This window comes from Nocardia sp. CA-084685, from assembly GCF_050955785.1.
In the GTDB taxonomy this organism is placed as follows: domain Bacteria; phylum Actinomycetota; class Actinomycetes; order Mycobacteriales; family Mycobacteriaceae; genus Nocardia.
This window is the reverse complement of record NZ_CP192094.1, coordinates 5330352-5349089: the sequence shown is the minus strand read 5'-3', so window position 1 is coordinate 5349089 and position 18738 is coordinate 5330352. Positions and strand designations below refer to the sequence as shown.

Here is an 18738-nt window from a genome sequence, read left to right as displayed (position 1 = left end):
GGTATTTTATGGGAGCCCTGCAGTCGAAACATCCGCCATATGGCGGAAGTTGATGAACATCGAGCGGACTCCAGTTCGGTGAGAACCGCCGATCGCGCTCGTCAGTCGAGCATTGGGCCGCCTTCCCAGCATTGGTAAATGCGAGCCTGCTGCGGCGAATTCGGGGCTATCCTCGGGCTCTGGCGACGTCGGTTTCGAATCGGGTGCGGTTGTCGGTTCATCCGAATGATCCGCATAGATTTCGCCGCAGTTTGGAGTGTAGAAAATGTCGGAAATAGTGTCGGAATTGGACGTTCGCAGCGAGGAGGACGTCGTCCTCCGGTCGGTTGTGGTGCACAAGATACGAGTGCCACACGGTAGTGTTCCGCTGAAGCGGCCACGCATGGGGCACATCGAATTTCTGAATTGTCTTCCGCTGTATTGGGGTCTGGCGAGGACCGGAAGCCTCGTCGGATTGGAAATGACGGTTGCGTCGCCGGAGTGGCTCAGCGACGCGCTCGCGACCGACCGACTCGATATCGGTCCGATCAGCACATTCGAATTCCTTCGGCATGCTGAGGATCTGACCGCGTTGTCTGGTATTGCAGTGGGCTGTAACGGTCCGGTGATGTCGTGTCTGATCGTCAGCACAGTGCCGCTGGAGGATCTGGACGGTGCGACGGTCGCCCTCGGAAATACGAGCCGTACCTCGGTGCAGTTGGCACAATTGTTGCTGCGTGAAGCCGTCGGTGTCCGATGCCGCTATGTGACATGTTCGCCGGACGTCGATGCGATGTTGCGGGTCGCCGCCGCCGCGGTGATCATCGGCGATGTTGCGTTGATTGCGGCCAGTGATGCGGCCCGCCGAGGCCACCATGTCTACGATCTCGGCCAGATGTGGCATGACTGGACGGGTTTGCCGTTCGTATTCGCGGTTTTCGCTGCGCGACGGTCGTTCTTGGACACTCATCCGGAGATGGTTCGTGCAGTCCATCGCGATCTGCTGGCCGCGCGCGATGTGGCACTCGAGGAGATCGACGAGTTTTGCCGTGAGATTGCACTTTGGGAGACGGTGGATGAAGCCACGCTGCGTCGTTACTACACGGCTGCGCTGGACTTTTCGTTCGACCAGCCGCAACGTGATGGCGTCGCCGAATTTGCTCGTCGGGTCGGCGGTCCCGCCGCCGGTTTCGTCCCGGATGTGGGATTTCGTGTACTCGAATTGGAACAGCCACCCTGGCGTTCGCATCAGCCGCCGCACCCACTTGCGTGAGATCGTATGCCCGGCCAAGCGCGCCCGGATTGCGGCGCAGCCGATCGTGGTTCGCGTCGATCAACCGGATAGACACCGAATCCTCGGACGCTGGTGATCACCTTCTGGCACAGGACATTCGCGCCCGACGAGCATTCCGCGCCAGCGGCTCGGTGCATGCGCTCGTGTTACCGGTGGCGGTGCACTCGAATTTCGATCATTCGCAGTTTGATTCATGGAGTACACGATCGTGAATTCTGACCGGACGCGCCCGCATAGCTGCGGCGCATCAGTGAGCTGCCCGCTCTCGGGTAATCAAACCAAATATGGAGCGCTGCCTATGCCAAGCTGCGCCGGCGAGCCCGTCGGCCACGACAACGGGTCACTCGATTTTACGAACGCGATGAGCTACTACGACTATCTGTCTCTCGGGGCGATCCTGAGCGCACAGCATCTCCTGTCGCCGGATCCCAACGAGTTGCTGTTCATCATCCAGCATCAGACGACCGAGCTGTGGATCAAGCTTGTTCTTCACGAGCTTACTGTGGCACTCGAGGCGATACATCGCGACGAGCTGCCATCGGCTTCGAAGGTGCTCGCTCGGGTGTCACGAATCTTCGAGCACCTGGTGCAGGCGTGGAATGTGCTCGCGACGCTGACACCGTCGGAATATTCGGTGATTCGGCCCTATCTCGCGCAGTCATCTGGATTCCAGTCCTATCAGTACCGGCAGCTCGAATTTCTTCTCGGCAACAAGAACTCGAAATTGCTCCGTTCGCATGCTCACTGCCCCGAGGTGCTCGAGCAGGTGCGTGCGATGCTCAAGGCGCCGTCGTTGTACGACGAAGTGGTCCTTCTGCTCGCTCGGCGCGGTTTTCCGATTACTCCCGCGCGGCTCGAGCGAGATTGGGTACAGCCGACGCAGCGCGATCAGACCGTCGAGGATGCGTGGGTCGAGGTGTATCGCGAGCGGCAGAAACATTGGGATCTGTATGCGATGGCCGAGCAACTCGTCGACCTCGAGGATGTGTTCCGACAATGGCGCTTCCGTCATATGACTACAGTCGAACGCATCATCGGCTTCAAACAGGGGACCGGCGGAACGAGCGGCGTGCCCTATCTGCGGAAGGTTCTGGACGTCACGCTTTTTCCAGAGCTCTGGCACGTGAGGACGATTCTTTGAAGTGTGAGGTGAGCGGGAGCTAGGATCTCGATGTTCGACAGCGGCACGACAACTGGACTGTTTGAGCCGGTTGGAACAGCTTCAACCATGGTGCGGCGGCGATAGATCCGCGGATCAGATCGAACGAGGGTGCACGTCCGGCTGCTCGCCGCCGCCTGTTGACCTGCTGGTCGACACATTGATGATTGCGGCGATCCGGCGGCGACGCAAGTGATCATGGATCGCGCGGGTGGAGTAGCTATTGTCGGCGCAGTGCTCGCATCGGCCGAGTCCACGGCCGACCCTACCGGGACAGCATCCGGATTCCGGCCAGCACCCGTACGAATATGGTGCCATTGTTGACGTTACCGGCGTTCAACGCAGTCGACGTCGGACGATCCAGCCCGTCGCAGGCCAAGTAGATCTTCGTCGTGATCTCCGTGAAACCCGAGCCCCACCGGTGTGCACGGCCTGGGTACCGGCAGCATGCTGATGCGCCTGCGCTGGTCTGTTGCCGCCCATCGCTGGCGATCGACCAGAAGGTCCGCGTCAGCACGCCGTCTGCCTGCACGCAGGTCTGCGATTCGGGTGCGAGCTCGGCGGTGTTGCCGTGTGCGTCCAGCTTCCACTCGCACCCGTCCTCAGTACGCGCAATGAGTCGATCACCCTGTCCCGCACGGTAATTCACTGATACTGGGACCGGAATCGGGATCGGCATGCCGAGCGTGTTCTCGACGTTGGCGACGTTGCGGAAGGTTACCGGATCCGGTGGGGCGAATCGCCACATACCGCTGAACCTTGCCACGGTGTCGGCGCGATCGGCCACCTCGGCGCGGGTGCGCCTGCCGTCGGCGAGTTCGAACGAGAACGCTGCGCCTACCTGATAGCTGTTGGCATGCAGGGTTTCCCGCTCGTGGTCACCGGTGATCTCCACACGCTAGCGATCAATGTTGAGGTGAACGGCGGGGGTGCGAACGCACCGTCCCGCGATGGCGGCGAGCACGTCGAGGTCACGGAGCGCATCGTCGGGCCGATCGGGCCGGGACCGGGAGCTCATCCCGCAGCCGCAATCCGACCGCGAAACCGTCACCGAAGCCAGTCCACGAATCGAAGCTCAGCCAGATGGCGGATGTTTGGAAGCAACGAATTATCTAGCTTAGACACAGCCTTAGAGTCAACGGCTGGTGGCAGCCGCAAAAAGGTGGAGATTGGGTAATTATTGTCGGTTCGAAATCGAAGGCATGCCTATGACGGTAAGAATTCCATCGGAATATCCGGGTTGGTTGGCGGAGATGACCAGTCGACATTTTCCGCGAGCTGACGAAGACGCCATACGCCGGTTGGCTGGTGCCTGGCGCCATAGCTCGGACAGGCTTGCGCAGACTGCCCACCAACTCGATACCAGCGTTGTCGCCGATGAGGTTCTATGGGCGGCACTGCCCGAAGGATTTGGTAGTGTAAGTAAGGCAAGCATGTTGTGCGTTGATGCCTCTCGCGAGCATTCAGACATCGCTGAGCGTTTACATGAAGCGGCTGCAATGATCGAGAATGCAAAAAAATCAATCATTGCAACTGCGGACATGGCGCGCATCGGCATTGCTGAGGATCTCGTCGAAATGGACAACGCCATAAAGGTGTCGATGCGGGCTGGTGTCGAGGAAACAATGGTGAAGATCTCGCGAGAACTTGAATCGAAACTAAAGGAACTCGATTTCGCCGGATTGCGCGCTGATTCGTAAACCGGTCGCACATGCTGCAACCGATCCATGATTACAACGAGAATTCGGTGTAGACTTCGCCGAGGCTGAGGAATGTTTGCGAAGGAAGTTACGGCGCCGCCAGCATTACAGTATATGGTCTTTAGCTCGCATCCTGTACGGATACCACGAAAATTTCTGGGAGTTCATGAAAATGAAAAAATCGAAAATCCTCGCCGCTTTCATCGCAACCAGTGCGGCATTGACAGTTGGCGGAGTTGCGCTCGGCTCGGGTTCCGCCTCCGCCGCAACGTACAACGGCGTATGCGGGCCGGGCTACTCGGTGATCGACCATCACGACCTCGACGGCGGTACCATATTTCTCACTTACAACAACGGATGGAATTGCGTTGTGACAGTGCGCAACCAACCCGGCCAAGCAGAGAAGATGTTGGCTAGTCTCAACATCTTCGGCAGCTCGGACAAGCATCGGGACTCGGGGTGGTATACCACATATGCTGGACCGGTGTTCGTGAATGCGCCACACCAATGCGTCGACTGGGGAGGTGGGATTACACCTCCTGGCTATGAGAACGGCGGTGTATGGAACGTAATCGGAGGGCATTGCGGCTGATTTTTGCTCGTTGCGGCACACTGCGCCCGCATTGATTTTCGGGCTACACCATCTCCAGGTGCCGCGGCAGAGTCGGTTTCAGCAGGTGAACAGCGGTTTGAGGGCTGATGAAAGTTGCGGTCGTGGAGTCGCATTGCTGCGGTGATGGTGGTGTGACCGTCAGCCGGAGCCGGCTGACGGCGATGTTGCGGGCGGTCCAGCTAGGATTGGCTGATAATCTGCGGTAGTGACTGCTACAGAAACCGACGAAATCAGCGATATGTGACACTATCTAAGGCCGAAACAGCAAGCCGCAACGCGAGTTCCAGCCGCCGATGTCGGCAGCGCTCCAAACGACCGGCTCATTACCGATCGTGAGGTTGATGACCTGTTGAGATCCCGGATCGTCGAGAGGATCGGCCTCCAAGCTCTTGCTCCAGCCAAACGGCACGAGATGGACGTATACGCCGTGTGCCCTCAGGCGTTTCGCTAGTTGTGACAGCGCATCCGTCGTCTCGATGGCCGGGGAGGGGAGATACCCTGGGACGGTCGTCCACGCAGCTGAGCTGTGGACAAATCCGTCGATGACGGTGGTCGCCGCGTCGGCTTCGTGGGCAATTCGGTAAACCATCTCTGCGGCTGTGTCGGCCAGCACGATGTCACCGCGTTCCACGCCGACTCTTAGAAGAAGACAGTCGAAGAATCCTCTGGTCGAAGACAAGGACCCTGGCTCGAACTCGACGGCGCCTGGGTCCGTGGCTGTGACGGTTACCTTGTATTCGACTGTGCGGCAGCGGCTGCAGTAGATACGCATTCTCTTCGTCCCTTGCTGCGAGTTAAGTCAGAGGTACGGGTCGTTCCGAGTGGGTTTGTCGGGATCCCTGAACGACAGGATCGCGACGTCGAGCCAATCGAGTCCTGCGGCCTCGCCATGGACGATGTCGGCGTCATTCAAACGCCCTGCCATCAGCGACAATTCATCGTTCAACGGGAGCGAGAACCCGAAGTCGCCGAGACCGACTCGTTCTGACCTGAACAATTGGTCGCAGCGGCAACGGGATGTAGCTCGGAGAGCGTTCCGTCGGTCGCGAATGCGACGCCGTCATGTAGCCGTGGCGGATCGGCCTGCAGTGGATCTACAGGACCTTGCGATTCCACGGCGACCGCCCACTCCTGCAAGTTTTGGTAGAGCACGCATGAGCGGTCGAGGTCGGTGACGGTCGGACGCAGATGATGGATACCGGCGGACTCGACCACGGGCATGCGAACCTCCGCTGTATCGGTGACAAATGCGCCGTAAAGGCACCGTTCAGGTTTCCTGCGACTCCGCAACCGTGATGTCGCGAGTAGCCGTATCCGAACTCTAGAGCGACGGCAGCGCAATTGCTGGTGTCGCGGCGGACAGAATTGGTACTGTTTACGACATGGAAGTCGCGGTCTTCGTCGTCGATGGAGTGGCCGATTTTGGATTCGCCGCTGTGCTCGAGACATTCAATATGGCCAATGCCGCACTGAACGACCTGGAATCCCCGCCGGCACCTTGGCACATCCATACGGTGTCGCTTGGTCACGTTGTTCGGTCAGGTCACGGCCACCTGATACCGACCACATCACTGGACGATCTGAGCGCTGAAATCGATGTGATGATTGTGCCCGCAGTCGGGGTCCTCGATGCGGAGGCACTGATCAGTCTCGTCTCTTCCCGGGCGAGTCGCCCTATACTGGAACGAATTTCGGCTACACGGCACAACGGAGCACACGTTGCCGCCGCATGCACCGGAACATTCTTCCTAGCCGAGGCTGGTGTACTGGACGGCCTACAGGCGACCACGAGCTGGTGGCTTGGCCCTACATTCCGGCGTAGATATCCCGGAGTTGATGTGCACGAGGGCCTTACGCTGTGCCGCGCGAGTGGGGTCACCACCGCGGGCGCGGTGTTGTCGCATCTGGATCTTGCTCTGTCGCTGATCGTTGCGGTCAGTCCGGCGGTGGCGGAACTGGTCGCGAGATACATGACGGTCGGCAGCCGAAGGACGCAAATCGAGTTCGCGATACCAGAAGTAATCGCCCGAGGCGACTCGCTGGTGGCATCGTTCGAGCGCTGGGTGCGCAACCGCATTGCCGATCAGTTCTCGATCGCCGATGCGGCCAAGGCTCTTGGCGTTACCTCTCGCAGCCTGCAACGCGCCACCCAGGCCGAGTTGGGCATGTCCCCAAGAGATTTTATCGACGAGATTCGGTTGGAGCGAGCAACCCGACTGTTGCGGACGACGTCTCTGACTGTTGGCGCGATCGCAACCAAGGTTGGTTATCTCAACGCCGGCACGCTGCGCGCACTCTTTCGGCGACGTCGTAGCCGAACCATTGCCGAAGTCCGTGCTTCTGAGACGTATTGGCAGCCTGCGTCCGCGCGATAACGGGCCGCCGCGAAGCGGTATCGCGTACCAGCGTAAAGGATTCTGGCGCCGAGGTCGTGACGCTGCTGGTCGAGTGTACTGTTGGATGCTGACGCTGATTGGCCCATTCGCGACCGGTGGAATGGGGCCAATTCACTTTCGAGTTGGGCTGTTCAAGAACTTTGACGAGTCAGACCAATCGCCATCTGAATCCGCGACTGCAGGTTCATCTTCGCCAGAATTCTCGAGACGTGCGTTTGCGCTGCCGCTCCACCGACGTCTGCTGTGTCCCACTTCCTGCTGTATCAATGGGTTCGCGAAGGAACGAACACCCGACAGCACTTGAACCAACGGCGCCGCGCGCACCGCTGGGATCACTCTCGGCAGCCAGCCCATCCGCACGCTTTACGCAGACCTCATTGGCGGGCCGGCGGGCTACTGGCGGGACCCAGGTATTCGGTACACCCGGACCGAATACCTGGGGTCAGGTCACTACGGCTGGGTCGCGAAACTGGAGACCTACGTTTCGTTTCGTTTCACCCCCCAGACACTGACTTTCTAGTAGGTCAGATTCTGATCGGTGCTTGCCTGATGGTCAAGGAGTTGATCGACCATGACGCCTCGACCCTCGAACGCAGACGACGGCACATACTCGACGTAGCCGAACGGCTCGCGCAGAGTCGCAGGTCCAACTCGAACTGGGGCCTGGTTGCGGAAATCGATTTGTACATAGCACCGGTCGTGCTCGGGTTCGGCAGTCCGGCTCTTCGGCAACGCGTGCAGGCGCCGACCATCTACGCTGAAGCGGCGAAGGCCATCCCGGCTCGGACGTCAACGTATCAGTTCGGCCCTTGCCTGTGTGAGGCTTCGGCTGCTTGATGACCGCGCGCCACGAATCACAATGTGGAGCTGGTGATTTCATCAGTAGTGACGGGTGCAAGTCCTATTAGCAGATGCGTAGTTGTCGTCTGCAGAATGTCGAGATTGCCATATAGTCGGGAGACGAGCATCGCGCCTTCAAGAGAGCCAATGATGACGTGCGCCCGCTCGTGCGGCGATCCGGCGAAGCTGAGCGTGCCTTCCCTTCTGCCCTGCGTCAGAACTTCGGAGAGCCATGCCTCGTTCCGGTCGAAGAAGCGGATCACCGACCTCTGCATCGGATCGGACAACGTCGTGTACTCGGCGGCGAGCATGCCGCACAAGCACATTCGTTGTTCGCGCAGGACCCCGATATACAGGCTCGCATAGTATTCGAGCCGCTGAGGAGCTCTCTGCTCGTCGACGGCCGACAGTGCCCCGAAGAAGCGGTGCTCGTACCGTCGGATGAGTGCTAGGCCGAGTTCCGCCTTGCCTGGAAAGTGATAGTGCAGAGCGGGTTTGGAGATCGACAGTTCGGCGGCGATGTCCGCGTAGCTGAATCCGTTGAACCCGCGACTCTGCACGAGCCGTTCGGCTGCGTCGAGGATGTGCGACCTGGTGCTGCTGTCGCCGCTCACGGAGCGTGGCGTCATCGTCGGTTACCCCTTGACTATCGGGCGAGTACTGATGAGAATCTGACCTACTGGTAAATCAGCATACCTCCAACGGGATCAGAAATGACACAGGTCCTTTCCGGTTTTGCATAGAAGGTCGCAATGGCGCGGCAGTGCCGTCGATGCCAGTGCGAGACATGACACCTGGTCGGCAACTCCGCGAGTCCGTTCGAGCGCGAAGCTCGGCGTTGTGTGCCGCTCCGAGGTTGTGGTCGCGAACCGAAGTGAACCGAACGGGAAGAGGGTGAGGCAGCCGATCGGTGGATTAGAGGACCTGATCGAATTGTCCTCTCCACCCTTCACATTCACGTGACCGTGATGTTCTCGACAGGTCGCGGCCGCGGACAGGTCAGGGTTGCCCACGGGTAGGCCCATTTGCCCACAAGAAGATGATTGACCTCTCGATTCCCAGGCAGCAGACATGATGGAAATGCACTTCGAAACCGCGTCGCAGGTCGAACCGATCGGACAGTCCGACGTCGATGTGTCCCGCGAATCCACTCGCAAGCACGGACTGATCGGCCAGCTGATCGGTCGCAGAGAGGAACTCGATCGGATCGACCACTGCCTGCGAAAAGCGATGACAGGGCGTGGCGGGATGGTCATTCTCGAAGGCGAACCAGGCATCGGCAAGACCGCTCTGCTGTCGGCGGCCACGCGACTGGCGGCTGCGCGTGGTGTGAGAGTTCTTCGCGGCGACGCCAAAGAGCTCGAACAGCGCGTACCGTTCGCCACTTTGAGCGCCATCGCAGCGGCTTCGGGAGAGCGCACCCCGGTCACTGTACGACCGGACATGAACCCTGACAGCGTGGCGATCGGTCAAGAGATGGCGATGGTCGAGTCCTTGGTCACTTCCTTCAAGGACAGTTGCATGTCGGGGCCCACTGTGTTGATCTTGGACGATATGCACTGGGCCGATCCGTCGAGTCTGCTGACGTTGCAGCGCCTAGGCGAATCCGTTGGTGAGCTTTCGCTTTCGATAATTCTCGGGCTTCGGCCGCTACCGCGCGATAAGAGTCTGTCATCCCTGCTCGGTCAATTCGAGTCGTGGGGTGCAGAGCAGCTGCGGCTCGGTCCCATGAACGATGCGGAAGTGGCCGAGTTGGTGGAAGACTCCCTCGGCTTGCCCGCCGGACCGCGGTTGTCCGCCGCCGTCTCGGGTGCTGCCGGAAATCCGCTGTACGTCATCGAACTGGTGGCTGGATTGATTCAGGCCGGTTTGATCGAGCTCGGCGAGATCAGACCCGACCCAGCTGCATTCGAAGAGGAAGGGCCTGGTGAAATCCGGCTGCCGGAATCGCTGACCGATGTGATTGTGCGCAGGCTGGATTATCTACCTGCGCAGTCACGGCAGGTTCTGTCTATGGCGGCCGCCTTAGGGCCAGGTGTGGAGGCGATCGAGCTGTCGTCGGTGCTTGGAGCGGCACTTATCGACGTGTGGAACGTCATCAGCGTGGCGGTCGAGGCGGGAATCCTGGTACGTGCCGGTTCGGACTTGGTATTCCGGCACGATCTGATCCGCCAAGTTCTTGCCGATCAACTCCCGCCGTCGACACGCGTGACGCTGCAGTTGCGGGCAGCGCGTGTCTTGATGTCGATGGAGGCACCGGTCGAGCGCATTGCGACATATATGCTGGCAAGCGATGCGCAGCTGGATAGCGCCAGTTTGGATTGGCTCATCGAAGTTGCGGAGAGACTGACGGTTCGCGCTCCCGAGCTGGCAGTAGGGCTGCTCGATCGGGCCATCGAGTCTCCGACGCTGGACACGGCACGCTGCGATGTGCTGCGACTCTGGTATGTCAGGGCGCTGTTATGGAGCGGAAATCCCGGCAAGGCCGAAGCCGTAGCATGGCGGACATTGTCGGACGATACAGCCTCGGCAGGGCAGGAACCAGCGGCCAGCAACCAGCTCCACTGGCTGTTGGCCCACGCGTGCTTCGCCCAAGGAAACGTGGGCGCCGCCGTTGCTGTCGCCGAATCCGTTCTTGCCCGGCCTGGCCTCACGCCGCTACAACAGGGCCAGTATCACGGGTTCCGCGCCTTGTCCTATCTGCTTCTCAGGCGCCGAGATATCGTCGAAGAGGCATCGGCACTGGCGATTTCGACTGGTGAAGCCTGCGCGGATCCCATCGCGTGGGGACTGGGTGCCTTTGCGCTTGGCCTACTGCGGTATCACCAGGGATTTCTCGGTGAAGCGCAGGAACTCGGAGATCGGCTGGTTCGAAGCTACGAACGTAGCGGCCGCCGGCGACTTTCCAACATCGACCCGTACTCCCTGAGCGGTCGTTGCCTGACCGAGCTCGACCAGCACGCGGCGGCAGAGAGGACGTTCACACTGGCAATTCGATTGAGCGAAAGTACCTCTGGGATGTATCTCGGGTCCATTCGGCTGGACTTGGCGCGCATGCACTACTTGGAAGGCCGCTGGGACGACGCCCTCGCCGATGTGCGAGTCTGCCAAGACGGACCGGACATCTTCGGATATGCCGCAGCCGCCGAGTGCTTTGTCGCTCTCGTTGCAGTGCGCCGTGGCACCTTCACCGGTGCTCCCGCGTCGCTGCCCTCACCAGACGACCGCCTGGGCAGTCGCAATTCTCGCCATCTGCGTCCCTGGGTTCATGCGCTGGTGTGCGAGGCCCAAGGCCGTCCAGATGAGGCGCTTGAAGCGGTATCGGACATCTGCGATGAACTCGTCGAACCGGCGGCTTCCGTCGCGGTGTATCCGCTGTATCCGGATCTGGCGCGGCTGGCCGTTGTGATCAACAGACTCGATATTGCCAGCAAGGTCGCCACCGCCGCGGAATTGCTCGAAGCGCGTTACTCCACACACAGTCGCCACGCAACTGCGGTGTTGTGCCGTGGGCTGGCCGTAGGCAGCATCGAACTTGTAGCCGAGTCTGTAGATTCATTTCGGTGTGCCGGGCGGCCTTGGTATGAAGGCCAGGCTAACGAAAACCTCGCCGTTTTGCTCGCGAGCGATGGCCGACTGGACGAGGCTCGGTCGGCACTGGAAAGGGCGATCGAACTGTACACCCGCTTCGAGGCCGAATGGGACATTGCGCGGGCCGAGGCACGTCTACGCGATTTCGGGATACGGCGCGGTCGCCGCGGGTCTCGCAACCGGCCCAAGACTGGCTGGGACGCTCTGACGCCAACCGAGAGGAAGGTCGTCACGCTGATCGCGCAGGGACGGTCGAATTCCGACATCGCGACCAGGATGTTCCTGTCTCCGCGCACGGTGCAGTCACACGTCTCCAGCATTCTGACGAAGTTGAATCTGCAGTCGCGGGTACAAGTGGCGATCAGCGCGGCCGGGCAGAGCTTGTAAAATTCCTGCCTAACGGCGAATCTGAAGAATAGAAAACAGCTCTCAGCGCGTAAGCAGTAGATTCGGTTGGTTTGGCGGCAGTAACACGCTCGCAACGGCAATAGTGCAGGCGAGCCCGGCCGCCAGTAAGAAGACCAGGTTATAACTCGTAGCGACGGCGGAAAGGGGGTTCCCGGCTTCCCGCGCCACATTGGTCCCGGCAGCAGCGGAGAGTACAGCCAGGCCGATCGAGCCGCCCACCTGATTGCCGGTGGTTGCGAGGCCGCTGACAATTCCGGTGTCGCTGTCGAGGGCATTGCCCGTCGCGGTAGCCATAAGCGTTGGAAAGGTCAGTCCGATTCCGACCGCGACGAGCAACGTCGGAGCGAGCACGCAGAAGAGGTAGCCGCTACCGATGTCGGCGTGGGCGAGCCATCCGAAACCGGTTAGGAGACAAGCACATCCAGTCAGCACCAGCGGGCGCGGCCCTGTCTGCGGTAAGATTGTCGCAGCAGCTCGCGCGACAATCAAAAATGTCATCGCGGCCGGTGTTTGCGCGAGTCCGGCGTGAAGTGCGTTGTAGCCCAGCACGTTCTGCAGGAACAGTGGGGTGAAACACCACATCGCGATGGAAGTTCCGCCGAGCAGCGCCAGCGCGCTGACCGCGACGGCTACTCGCCGGATTCGGAGGAGCCGCAAGGGCATCAGCGGCTGGGCTGCAAAGCGCGCCTCTACCACGGCAAAGGCCGCGAGCAGCAGGAGCCCCGCTCCTATCGAACCAAGTACACGGGGCGAAGTCCAGACGTGATCGGCGGTTTGCATCGCTCCGTATACCACAGCGGCCAACCCCGTCGTTGCGGTGATCGCACCGCTGAGGTCGAGCGATTCGCTCCGGCGGGTTTGCTTGTCCGACAACGTAATTGACGCCAGCACGATCAGAACCGCACCGATCGGCACATTGATCAGGAAGATCCACTGCCACGACAAGCCAGTAGTGATGGCTCCGCCCGCGAGCGCGCCCATCATCCCGCCAACGCCGCCCGCAGCAGACTAGACCCCGAAAGCCCTTGCCCTTGCCCGCTTTTCGGTGAAGCTGGTGTTGACCACCGCCAATGTCGCCGGTGCCATCATCGCGGCTCCCACGCCCTGCGCTACGCGGGCTGCCACCAGTATCTGCGGCGCAACCGCCAGACCTCCGGCAAGGCTCGACACAGTGAACAAAGCTAATCCGCCGACCAGCATCCGACGTTGGCCGAATAGATCGGTGGTCCGGCCGGCCAGCAACATCAATCCTGCGACGGCGATCAGGTAGCCGTCCACCACCCAAGCCACGCCGGTGGCGGTGAAACCGAGATCATGTTGGATCGTCGTCAACGCGATGTTCACGATGGACGCGTCGAGGATGACCATGAACTGGCTGACGGAAGCCAGCCCCAGCACCAACCGCATGTGATTGGTGCGCGAATTGGCCGGGTTATCGACTTCGACTGGGGTGTCGTTGGATTGGTACAAGCTCAGTCACCGGAGCTGGCCGGAAAGGCGGAACACCTCACCCGTCGGGATGCCTAGGCGCTGTGACCACGCCACGGCTTCATCCAGAGACGGAGAGTTGTCGATCAGCTGAGCTGCGGCGAGAGTGGCGGGGAGCTTTCCTTGGTCCAGCAGGATTTCCCACTGATACGGCCGGAGAGCCAAATAGCGTAGCTCCGGCAGATCAGCCAACACTTTCAAGTCGCGGACCTCGGCCTTCGAGAGATCCAAGCCGCGAAGGGTCGATACGGTGCGCAGTGGCGTGATATCGACAGAGACCATGGTTTGCACGGCCAGGGACGTGAGGGTGCGATGATCGCTGAGATCGCTGAGATCGCTGAGATCGCCGAGATCGGCGTTGGCCAAATTGATGTGCAGCGATTCAATAGGCAGGTGCCGAATCGGAGCGAGGTCTCGAACGGGGCACCGCACATATAGACGCCGCAGGTTCGGTGCGGCAGCCAGGGGGGCAAGATCGATCGGGCTCGAGCCGCTGATGGTGACCAGTTGAAGGCTCGGTGTGACATCGTCGAGGATCTCGGTTCCGCCTATGAGTAACTTGGGACCAGTCTCGTAGTCAGGGGCCGAGATGGAGATCACGTCACCGGGTCGGTATATCTCGAACTGTTCCAGGTCGAGCGCACTCAGATAGTGACCCAGCAACGAGGTTACCGAATCGGCGACATAGGCTGGGCCGTCGGAATAGTCGCGACCAGTGAGGATGACCTGGCCGGGGTGACCGTGACGGGCCGGAGCCATGTCCACCGCCATGTAGTTGCCAGTTAGGTTGGTGCCGATCGGTATCCACCCAGGATGGCCTCCACAGCGTCGAACAGTCTCGGGGGGTTGGGCATCGAGAACAACCCAATCCCAGGCCAGATGCCAGCCGAACTGCTTTGTCATGGTCGCGTATAGGTCTCTCTCCTCCTCGAGAGTCGCGACAACCGTTTCGAGCGGCATCCACGCTTTGCCGCCGAACAAACCCCCTGTGCCGCTGTCCATTTCGCCGTCGGCGTACAAGTACAATGCCCGCAGATCAGCAGGTAGCGGTTGACCGATGCGGCGCTCGGCGGCCGCGAGCGCTGCTGCCGATACCGGCGGTCGTAGTTGATCGGGCCGCCCCAAGATCGTCGCACGGCGCTGCAAGTACTCGTGAAACCGTTGTAGTGCGAGTTCGGGATCGCCTTGTGCATCGGATGCCCCAGCGTCCTGCGCGTCACCGGGCCACGGCATTTCATATGTGGGGTCAATTACCGCCAGATATCCAGGTGATGATCCGAGGGTCCGCATGACACCGTGCTGCACTGCAACCAATCGGTATTCGCCAGTTGGGTCGCATGTGAGTGTGATCGTTGCTTTTTCCCAGTTGTTGGACTCCTTCGCCTTCGCCGCAATTGCTCGCATATCTTCCTGCATAATCCTCAACGAGCCCAATGAGTCTTTACTCATGTATGGCACCGATCGACCGTCCACGATGTAGGACACCAACGCATTGGATTCCGATACGGCTGCCGTCCATCCTGCGGGCGCATTCGCGATCATGTTCTCGACGGCTCGTTGCACGGCGGACTCAATCAAGATGGTGCTCTCCTACAGTGACGGGGCGATCGGAATCGCGGTGACCACAAACCCGCGGGGCTACGCGAGGCTGTTGGTGTTGAAGATAGAAGCCTGGGAACGTCGCAGAGCGTAACCGTGCGGTGGCGGACTGAATATCCGCCATAGTGCCGATGTTCGTATGCCGCGTTGGAGAAATTCGCACCGACAGTGGGGATTCCCTTGTTCAAGTCACCGGTGTCATCGACTGCGAACATCGCAGCCCGTCGCGCGGGTCGACGCGAATGCATGCACTAGCTGTTGCACGAGGTGTTCTAACAGGCACTGCCACCCAAGAGAATTGGGATGAGTACGGCAGAGTCCTCTCCGACGAAGTCGCGAATGCAAGCGGCTACGACGGCAGCGGCAATGGCCGCCACATTGGGGGGAGGCGACGGCATGAACAGTGGCGTAGCCGCTAGTCGCGGTGGAGAGGGGGCCGCGGAAGCGGCGACACCGAACGCTGCGCCGATTTCCGCTGCCGCGGATGCGACTGGCGGGTATCGGAGGTCGGTCTACCTGCATGAGGTGGCGGATGTTGTTCTTGGCCCGGATCGTAAAGCGGGGAGGGATCCGAATAGATGCCGAGTAACGGATGCTCGTGATGAGTGGAGAGTTGCCGATCGCGCAGGACGATCCGTACCCCGACGCTGAGCGCCAGAGCGGATACGCCGAGAACGAAAAATGACGGCGGTATCGCCTCGATCGGGACTGTGCGCCAGGTACTTTCACAGATTCGCGACAGGCAGGCCGCAATCGCCGAGAGCGGAGGGTGCTACTTCGCCATCGTCCATAGGTTGTCGGCTGAGGAGATTCATCGTTTGCCTGGGCAATGAGATGCATGTTGAGGACCGCAACACATCTGCCAGGGATTGCGCCGGCCACGATCCCCGACGGCCTACACCAGGTCGACTCGGGTTTCTCGGTGGCCGATCACGAAATGCCTGCGGACGGCCGGCGCCGGATCTGACGTCGGCGGGTTCGAGTCCGCCGCGGTGGTGTGCATGATCTGGAGAACGCCGGGCTTAGTCCTCGACGGCGGGTGATAGCGGCCGATGTCGTCGACAATCTGACCAACCGCATTATATGCGACCCCGGCCCAAATCACGGAGCGAGGGCCCTTTCCTTGTGCGGTCAGTTTTTCCGCGAAGGTCCGGCACGAATCCAGCACCGGACAGCTGAGGCAGGTGCTGATGGCCGTACGCCAGGCTTTTTTCGAACCGACGTCGAGATCCCAATTGTCCGGCTGCGCGGCGCAGGGCGGTTGAGGGGCTGGTAGTGCAGAGTCTGTTGGTGTGATCGGAAAACCTGGCATCGCAATTCTCGGTTCATGGAACGTTTTGCAAATGCTATGGACGAGGCTGAGGCCGAAACATCCGCGAACATACGTAGATTCGCCGGCTATGGCCGGCCAGCCCGAGGTCGTGGCGCTTCCCATGTTTGGGAACAGGGGAGCTGCGGACTCGGCGGATGTACCGTTCCGCACGTGAGCGAGCCGAATCTTCCAGCGGTGGATAGCACGGCGTTGTCCGTGGTTGCGGTCATCAGCCTGGAACACCAGGAATGCCCCGACTCGGCCGAGATCGTCTTCGACTCGGCCGAGATCGTCTTCGGCCGCGTGTGCTGAAACGGCGGCGATGCTATGGCCAAGAACAACCCCGTCGACCAGATCGGGAATCAGTGGGCGCAGCTCGCCGAGAAGGCGGGTAGCGGAGAGATCCGGTTCGACCCCAAGGTCGCCGCCACCGTGGCGGCGAAGATCATCGCGGCTCTCGAACAGGTGGCAAACGTCGAGAGACAAGCCTCCGCAGATGGATTCGCCCTGCAAGCGGGCTCCTTCGGAATGCTGCCGTACGAGGCGGGTGATCGGCAATCCGGTGACTATCAAGGCGGCGGGCCGAGTCCTGGCGAGCAAACGCGGCAGATCTACACCACCCTTGCCTCGCACACCTTGAAGGACGGCCTGCTAAGCCATGCGAAGGTGCTCAACGAGATGTTGGACACCTATCTCAATATCGGCAAGATGTACCCCTCCACCGACAGCACCTCGGCAGCGATCTTCGACGATGCCGCGAAACGGCAGGCGGCCCTGCTGAATCCGTCAACCACGACCGCCCCCGCGGTCGCGGTTACGTTGGACACGAATGTGCCCACCGAAAGCTTGACGCAAGATCCGCCTTCAGGGCCAAAGGCCAATTCGCACGACTACGCCGACCGCATGGACCACGCCCAGATGGTGGCGGCGACCCGGCCCACATACTACGGCGGCAAGAGCGACAACAAGGCGGTCACGCCGTTGGACGCCACCCAGCTCAGCTATCACGATTTGTTCTATCTTGGCCAGACAATGGACCCGCAAGCCACGAGCTCGACAGCGGGATTCTGGTGGCAGATGGCAGGGCAGCTGTATTCCCGCTTCGCGGACTTGAAGTCAGTGCTGGGCGACCAGAGTGTTACACAAGCGTGGGACGGTGCGGGCTATTCGGCGGCCGTCAAATCGATGTCCACCTACGGCGAGCAACTCGACACACTGACCGGCGGTATGTACGGGGCGCACGGCATGCTGATGCACGTGGCGAGCTGGATGAACGTCGTGAAGCCGCAGTTGCCGCAGGATCCGGTTCCGCCGGAAGACCAGGGTGTGTCCGGCGGTGAGCTACAGGCGCTGAGCTATGGGGACACCCGTCCCTACCTCGATGCCTACGAGAATGGTTACGCGCCGAACGTCGTCACCGACCCGTCGTCATATGTGCCGCATATCCCGCCTGCCGCGCCGGTTACCTATGCCGCCGCGAAAGATTCAAGCCCTTGGGGCCCGCCCGGACAACCGGTCGGCGGCTTGAACACCAGCGGTCCCCGTATCGGCGCGCTGCCGGGCACCGGGCCCAGCATGACCGAGCTGCAGAATTCCGGGTTGTCGGATTGGAATCAAATCCCGCTTGACCCCGGGGATCCTTATGACCGGCCGTCGCGCGAGACTATATATCCCGGTATCGACCCGAATCGGATGCCGCCGGGTGGTAAACCCGGTGATCCGAACGGATCGCCCTACTCCACCAAACCCGCCGGGAATCCCGGCGGGAACCCATTGAGCCAGGCGGAAAACGCGCTGGGGCAGGCGAATTCGGCGGCACAGCGAGGACCGCAGCCCAATTCGCCAACAGCGAGCGGTTTGGCGAATCTGGCTAATGCTCATAAGGCGGCGGTGGGCAAGCCGAAAACCGGCGCGCTCGGTGGCGGTGGAGGGGGAGGCGGCGCCGGAATCAAGGCCGCCGAGTTGGCGAAAGAGGCGGCGCAGGAAGCCAAGTTGTTTCCACGAGCCGCGGCCGAAGCCGAGAAGGACGTGCTTGCCGCGCGGGCAGGCATGGCACCGCAAGGCGGGTACGGGGGCGGCTATCCGGGCAGCGGCATGGGTGGCGCCAAACCGTCGGGAGAGGAAAAGGAAAAGAAGCGCGCCGAGTACCTGTCGTCGAAACGGTATCTGGCGGAAGCATTCGGCAAGCCGCCAGCGGCCGCGAAACCGGTTGTCGAGCAATGACACTCGATACCGCACGGAAATGGCAATGCGGCGATCTCGAGTTCCTGGAGCGGTGGCGGGCGCGCACAGGTGAGCGGTTTCCGCCGCCGCCGTTGACATTTCGGACCTCGATCGTGAGCCCTGACGAGTTGAACCG

12 protein-coding genes and 2 pseudogenes are annotated in these 18738 nt (G+C 60.9%); 9 read left to right on the top strand and 5 right to left on the bottom strand.

What is annotated here, in order from left to right; all coding sequences use genetic code 11:
* Positions 1–265: 265 nt before the first annotated feature.
* A complete protein-coding gene (locus ACQP2U_RS24035) occupies positions 266–1252 on the top strand; it encodes a menaquinone biosynthetic enzyme MqnA/MqnD family protein (protein ID WP_433709546.1) in 987 nt (328 codons plus the stop codon).
* Positions 1253–1466: 214 nt separating this feature from the next.
* Positions 1467–2414 carry a tryptophan 2,3-dioxygenase gene (kynA, locus tag ACQP2U_RS24030; protein WP_433709545.1) on the top strand — a complete coding sequence of 316 codons (948 nt, stop codon included), beginning with the start codon at positions 1467–1469 and terminating at the stop codon, positions 2412–2414.
* Positions 2415–2697: 283 nt separating this feature from the next.
* On the opposite strand, the gene ACQP2U_RS24025 is transcribed toward kynA, so the two are convergent.
* Positions 2698–3327: a hypothetical protein gene (locus ACQP2U_RS24025; RefSeq protein ID WP_433709544.1), complete on the bottom strand. Its 630-nt coding sequence runs from the start codon at positions 3325–3327 to the stop codon at positions 2698–2700.
* Between the two features lie 313 nt (positions 3328–3640).
* Between ACQP2U_RS24025 and ACQP2U_RS24020 the strand changes: the two genes are divergently transcribed.
* Both ACQP2U_RS24020 and ACQP2U_RS24015 read left to right on the top strand, forming a co-directional pair.
* Positions 3641–4132: a hypothetical protein gene (locus ACQP2U_RS24020; protein WP_433709543.1), complete on the top strand. Its 492-nt coding sequence runs from the start codon at positions 3641–3643 to the stop codon at positions 4130–4132.
* A gap of 166 nt (positions 4133–4298) precedes the next feature.
* Positions 4299–4724, top strand: coding sequence for a hypothetical protein (locus tag ACQP2U_RS24015; RefSeq protein ID WP_433709542.1), 426 nt, complete (start codon positions 4299–4301; stop codon positions 4722–4724).
* Between the two features lie 271 nt (positions 4725–4995).
* On the opposite strand, the gene ACQP2U_RS24010 is transcribed toward ACQP2U_RS24015, so the two are convergent.
* On the bottom strand, positions 4996–5376 hold the full coding sequence (locus ACQP2U_RS24010) for a hypothetical protein (RefSeq protein WP_433709541.1): 381 nt from the start codon (positions 5374–5376) through the stop codon (positions 4996–4998).
* 751 nt (positions 5377–6127) lie between these two features.
* On the opposite strand from ACQP2U_RS24010, the gene ACQP2U_RS24005 reads away from it, so the two are divergent.
* Positions 6128–7120, top strand: coding sequence for a GlxA family transcriptional regulator (locus ACQP2U_RS24005; RefSeq protein WP_433709540.1), 993 nt, complete (start codon positions 6128–6130; stop codon positions 7118–7120).
* A gap of 875 nt (positions 7121–7995) precedes the next feature.
* On the opposite strand, the gene ACQP2U_RS24000 is transcribed toward ACQP2U_RS24005, so the two are convergent.
* Positions 7996–8595: a TetR/AcrR family transcriptional regulator gene (locus ACQP2U_RS24000; protein WP_433709539.1), complete on the bottom strand. Its 600-nt coding sequence runs from the start codon at positions 8593–8595 to the stop codon at positions 7996–7998.
* 457 nt (positions 8596–9052) lie between these two features.
* Here ACQP2U_RS24000 and ACQP2U_RS23995 point away from each other — a divergent pair.
* Together ACQP2U_RS23995 and ACQP2U_RS23990 are read left to right on the top strand one after the other, a co-directional pair.
* A pseudogene (locus ACQP2U_RS23995) lies at positions 9053–9538 on the top strand (ATP-binding protein); the annotation flags it as partial.
* Positions 9539–9772: 234 nt separating this feature from the next.
* Positions 9773–11959, top strand: a complete 2187-nt coding sequence (locus tag ACQP2U_RS23990) for a LuxR C-terminal-related transcriptional regulator (protein WP_433716570.1) — start codon at positions 9773–9775, stop codon at positions 11957–11959.
* 42 nt (positions 11960–12001) lie between these two features.
* Here the strand turns inward: ACQP2U_RS23990 and ACQP2U_RS23985 are convergent.
* Together ACQP2U_RS23985 and ACQP2U_RS23980 are read right to left on the bottom strand one after the other, a co-directional pair.
* A pseudogene (locus tag ACQP2U_RS23985) lies at positions 12002–13387 on the bottom strand (MFS transporter).
* A 69-nt stretch (positions 13388–13456) separates the two neighbouring features.
* The gene (locus ACQP2U_RS23980) at positions 13457–15046 is read right to left on the bottom strand and encodes an SMI1/KNR4 family protein (RefSeq protein WP_433709538.1); all 1590 of its coding nucleotides are present in this window, start codon (positions 15044–15046) and stop codon (positions 13457–13459) included.
* A 1504-nt stretch (positions 15047–16550) separates the two neighbouring features.
* Between ACQP2U_RS23980 and ACQP2U_RS23975 the strand changes: the two genes are divergently transcribed.
* Both ACQP2U_RS23975 and ACQP2U_RS23970 read left to right on the top strand, forming a co-directional pair.
* Complete coding sequence (locus tag ACQP2U_RS23975; RefSeq protein ID WP_433709537.1) at positions 16551–16691, top strand: hypothetical protein; 141 nt, start codon at positions 16551–16553, stop codon at positions 16689–16691.
* Positions 16692–16706: 15 nt separating this feature from the next.
* Positions 16707–18602: a hypothetical protein gene (locus ACQP2U_RS23970; RefSeq protein ID WP_433709536.1), complete on the top strand. Its 1896-nt coding sequence runs from the start codon at positions 16707–16709 to the stop codon at positions 18600–18602.
* Positions 18603–18738: the final 136 nt, after the last annotated feature.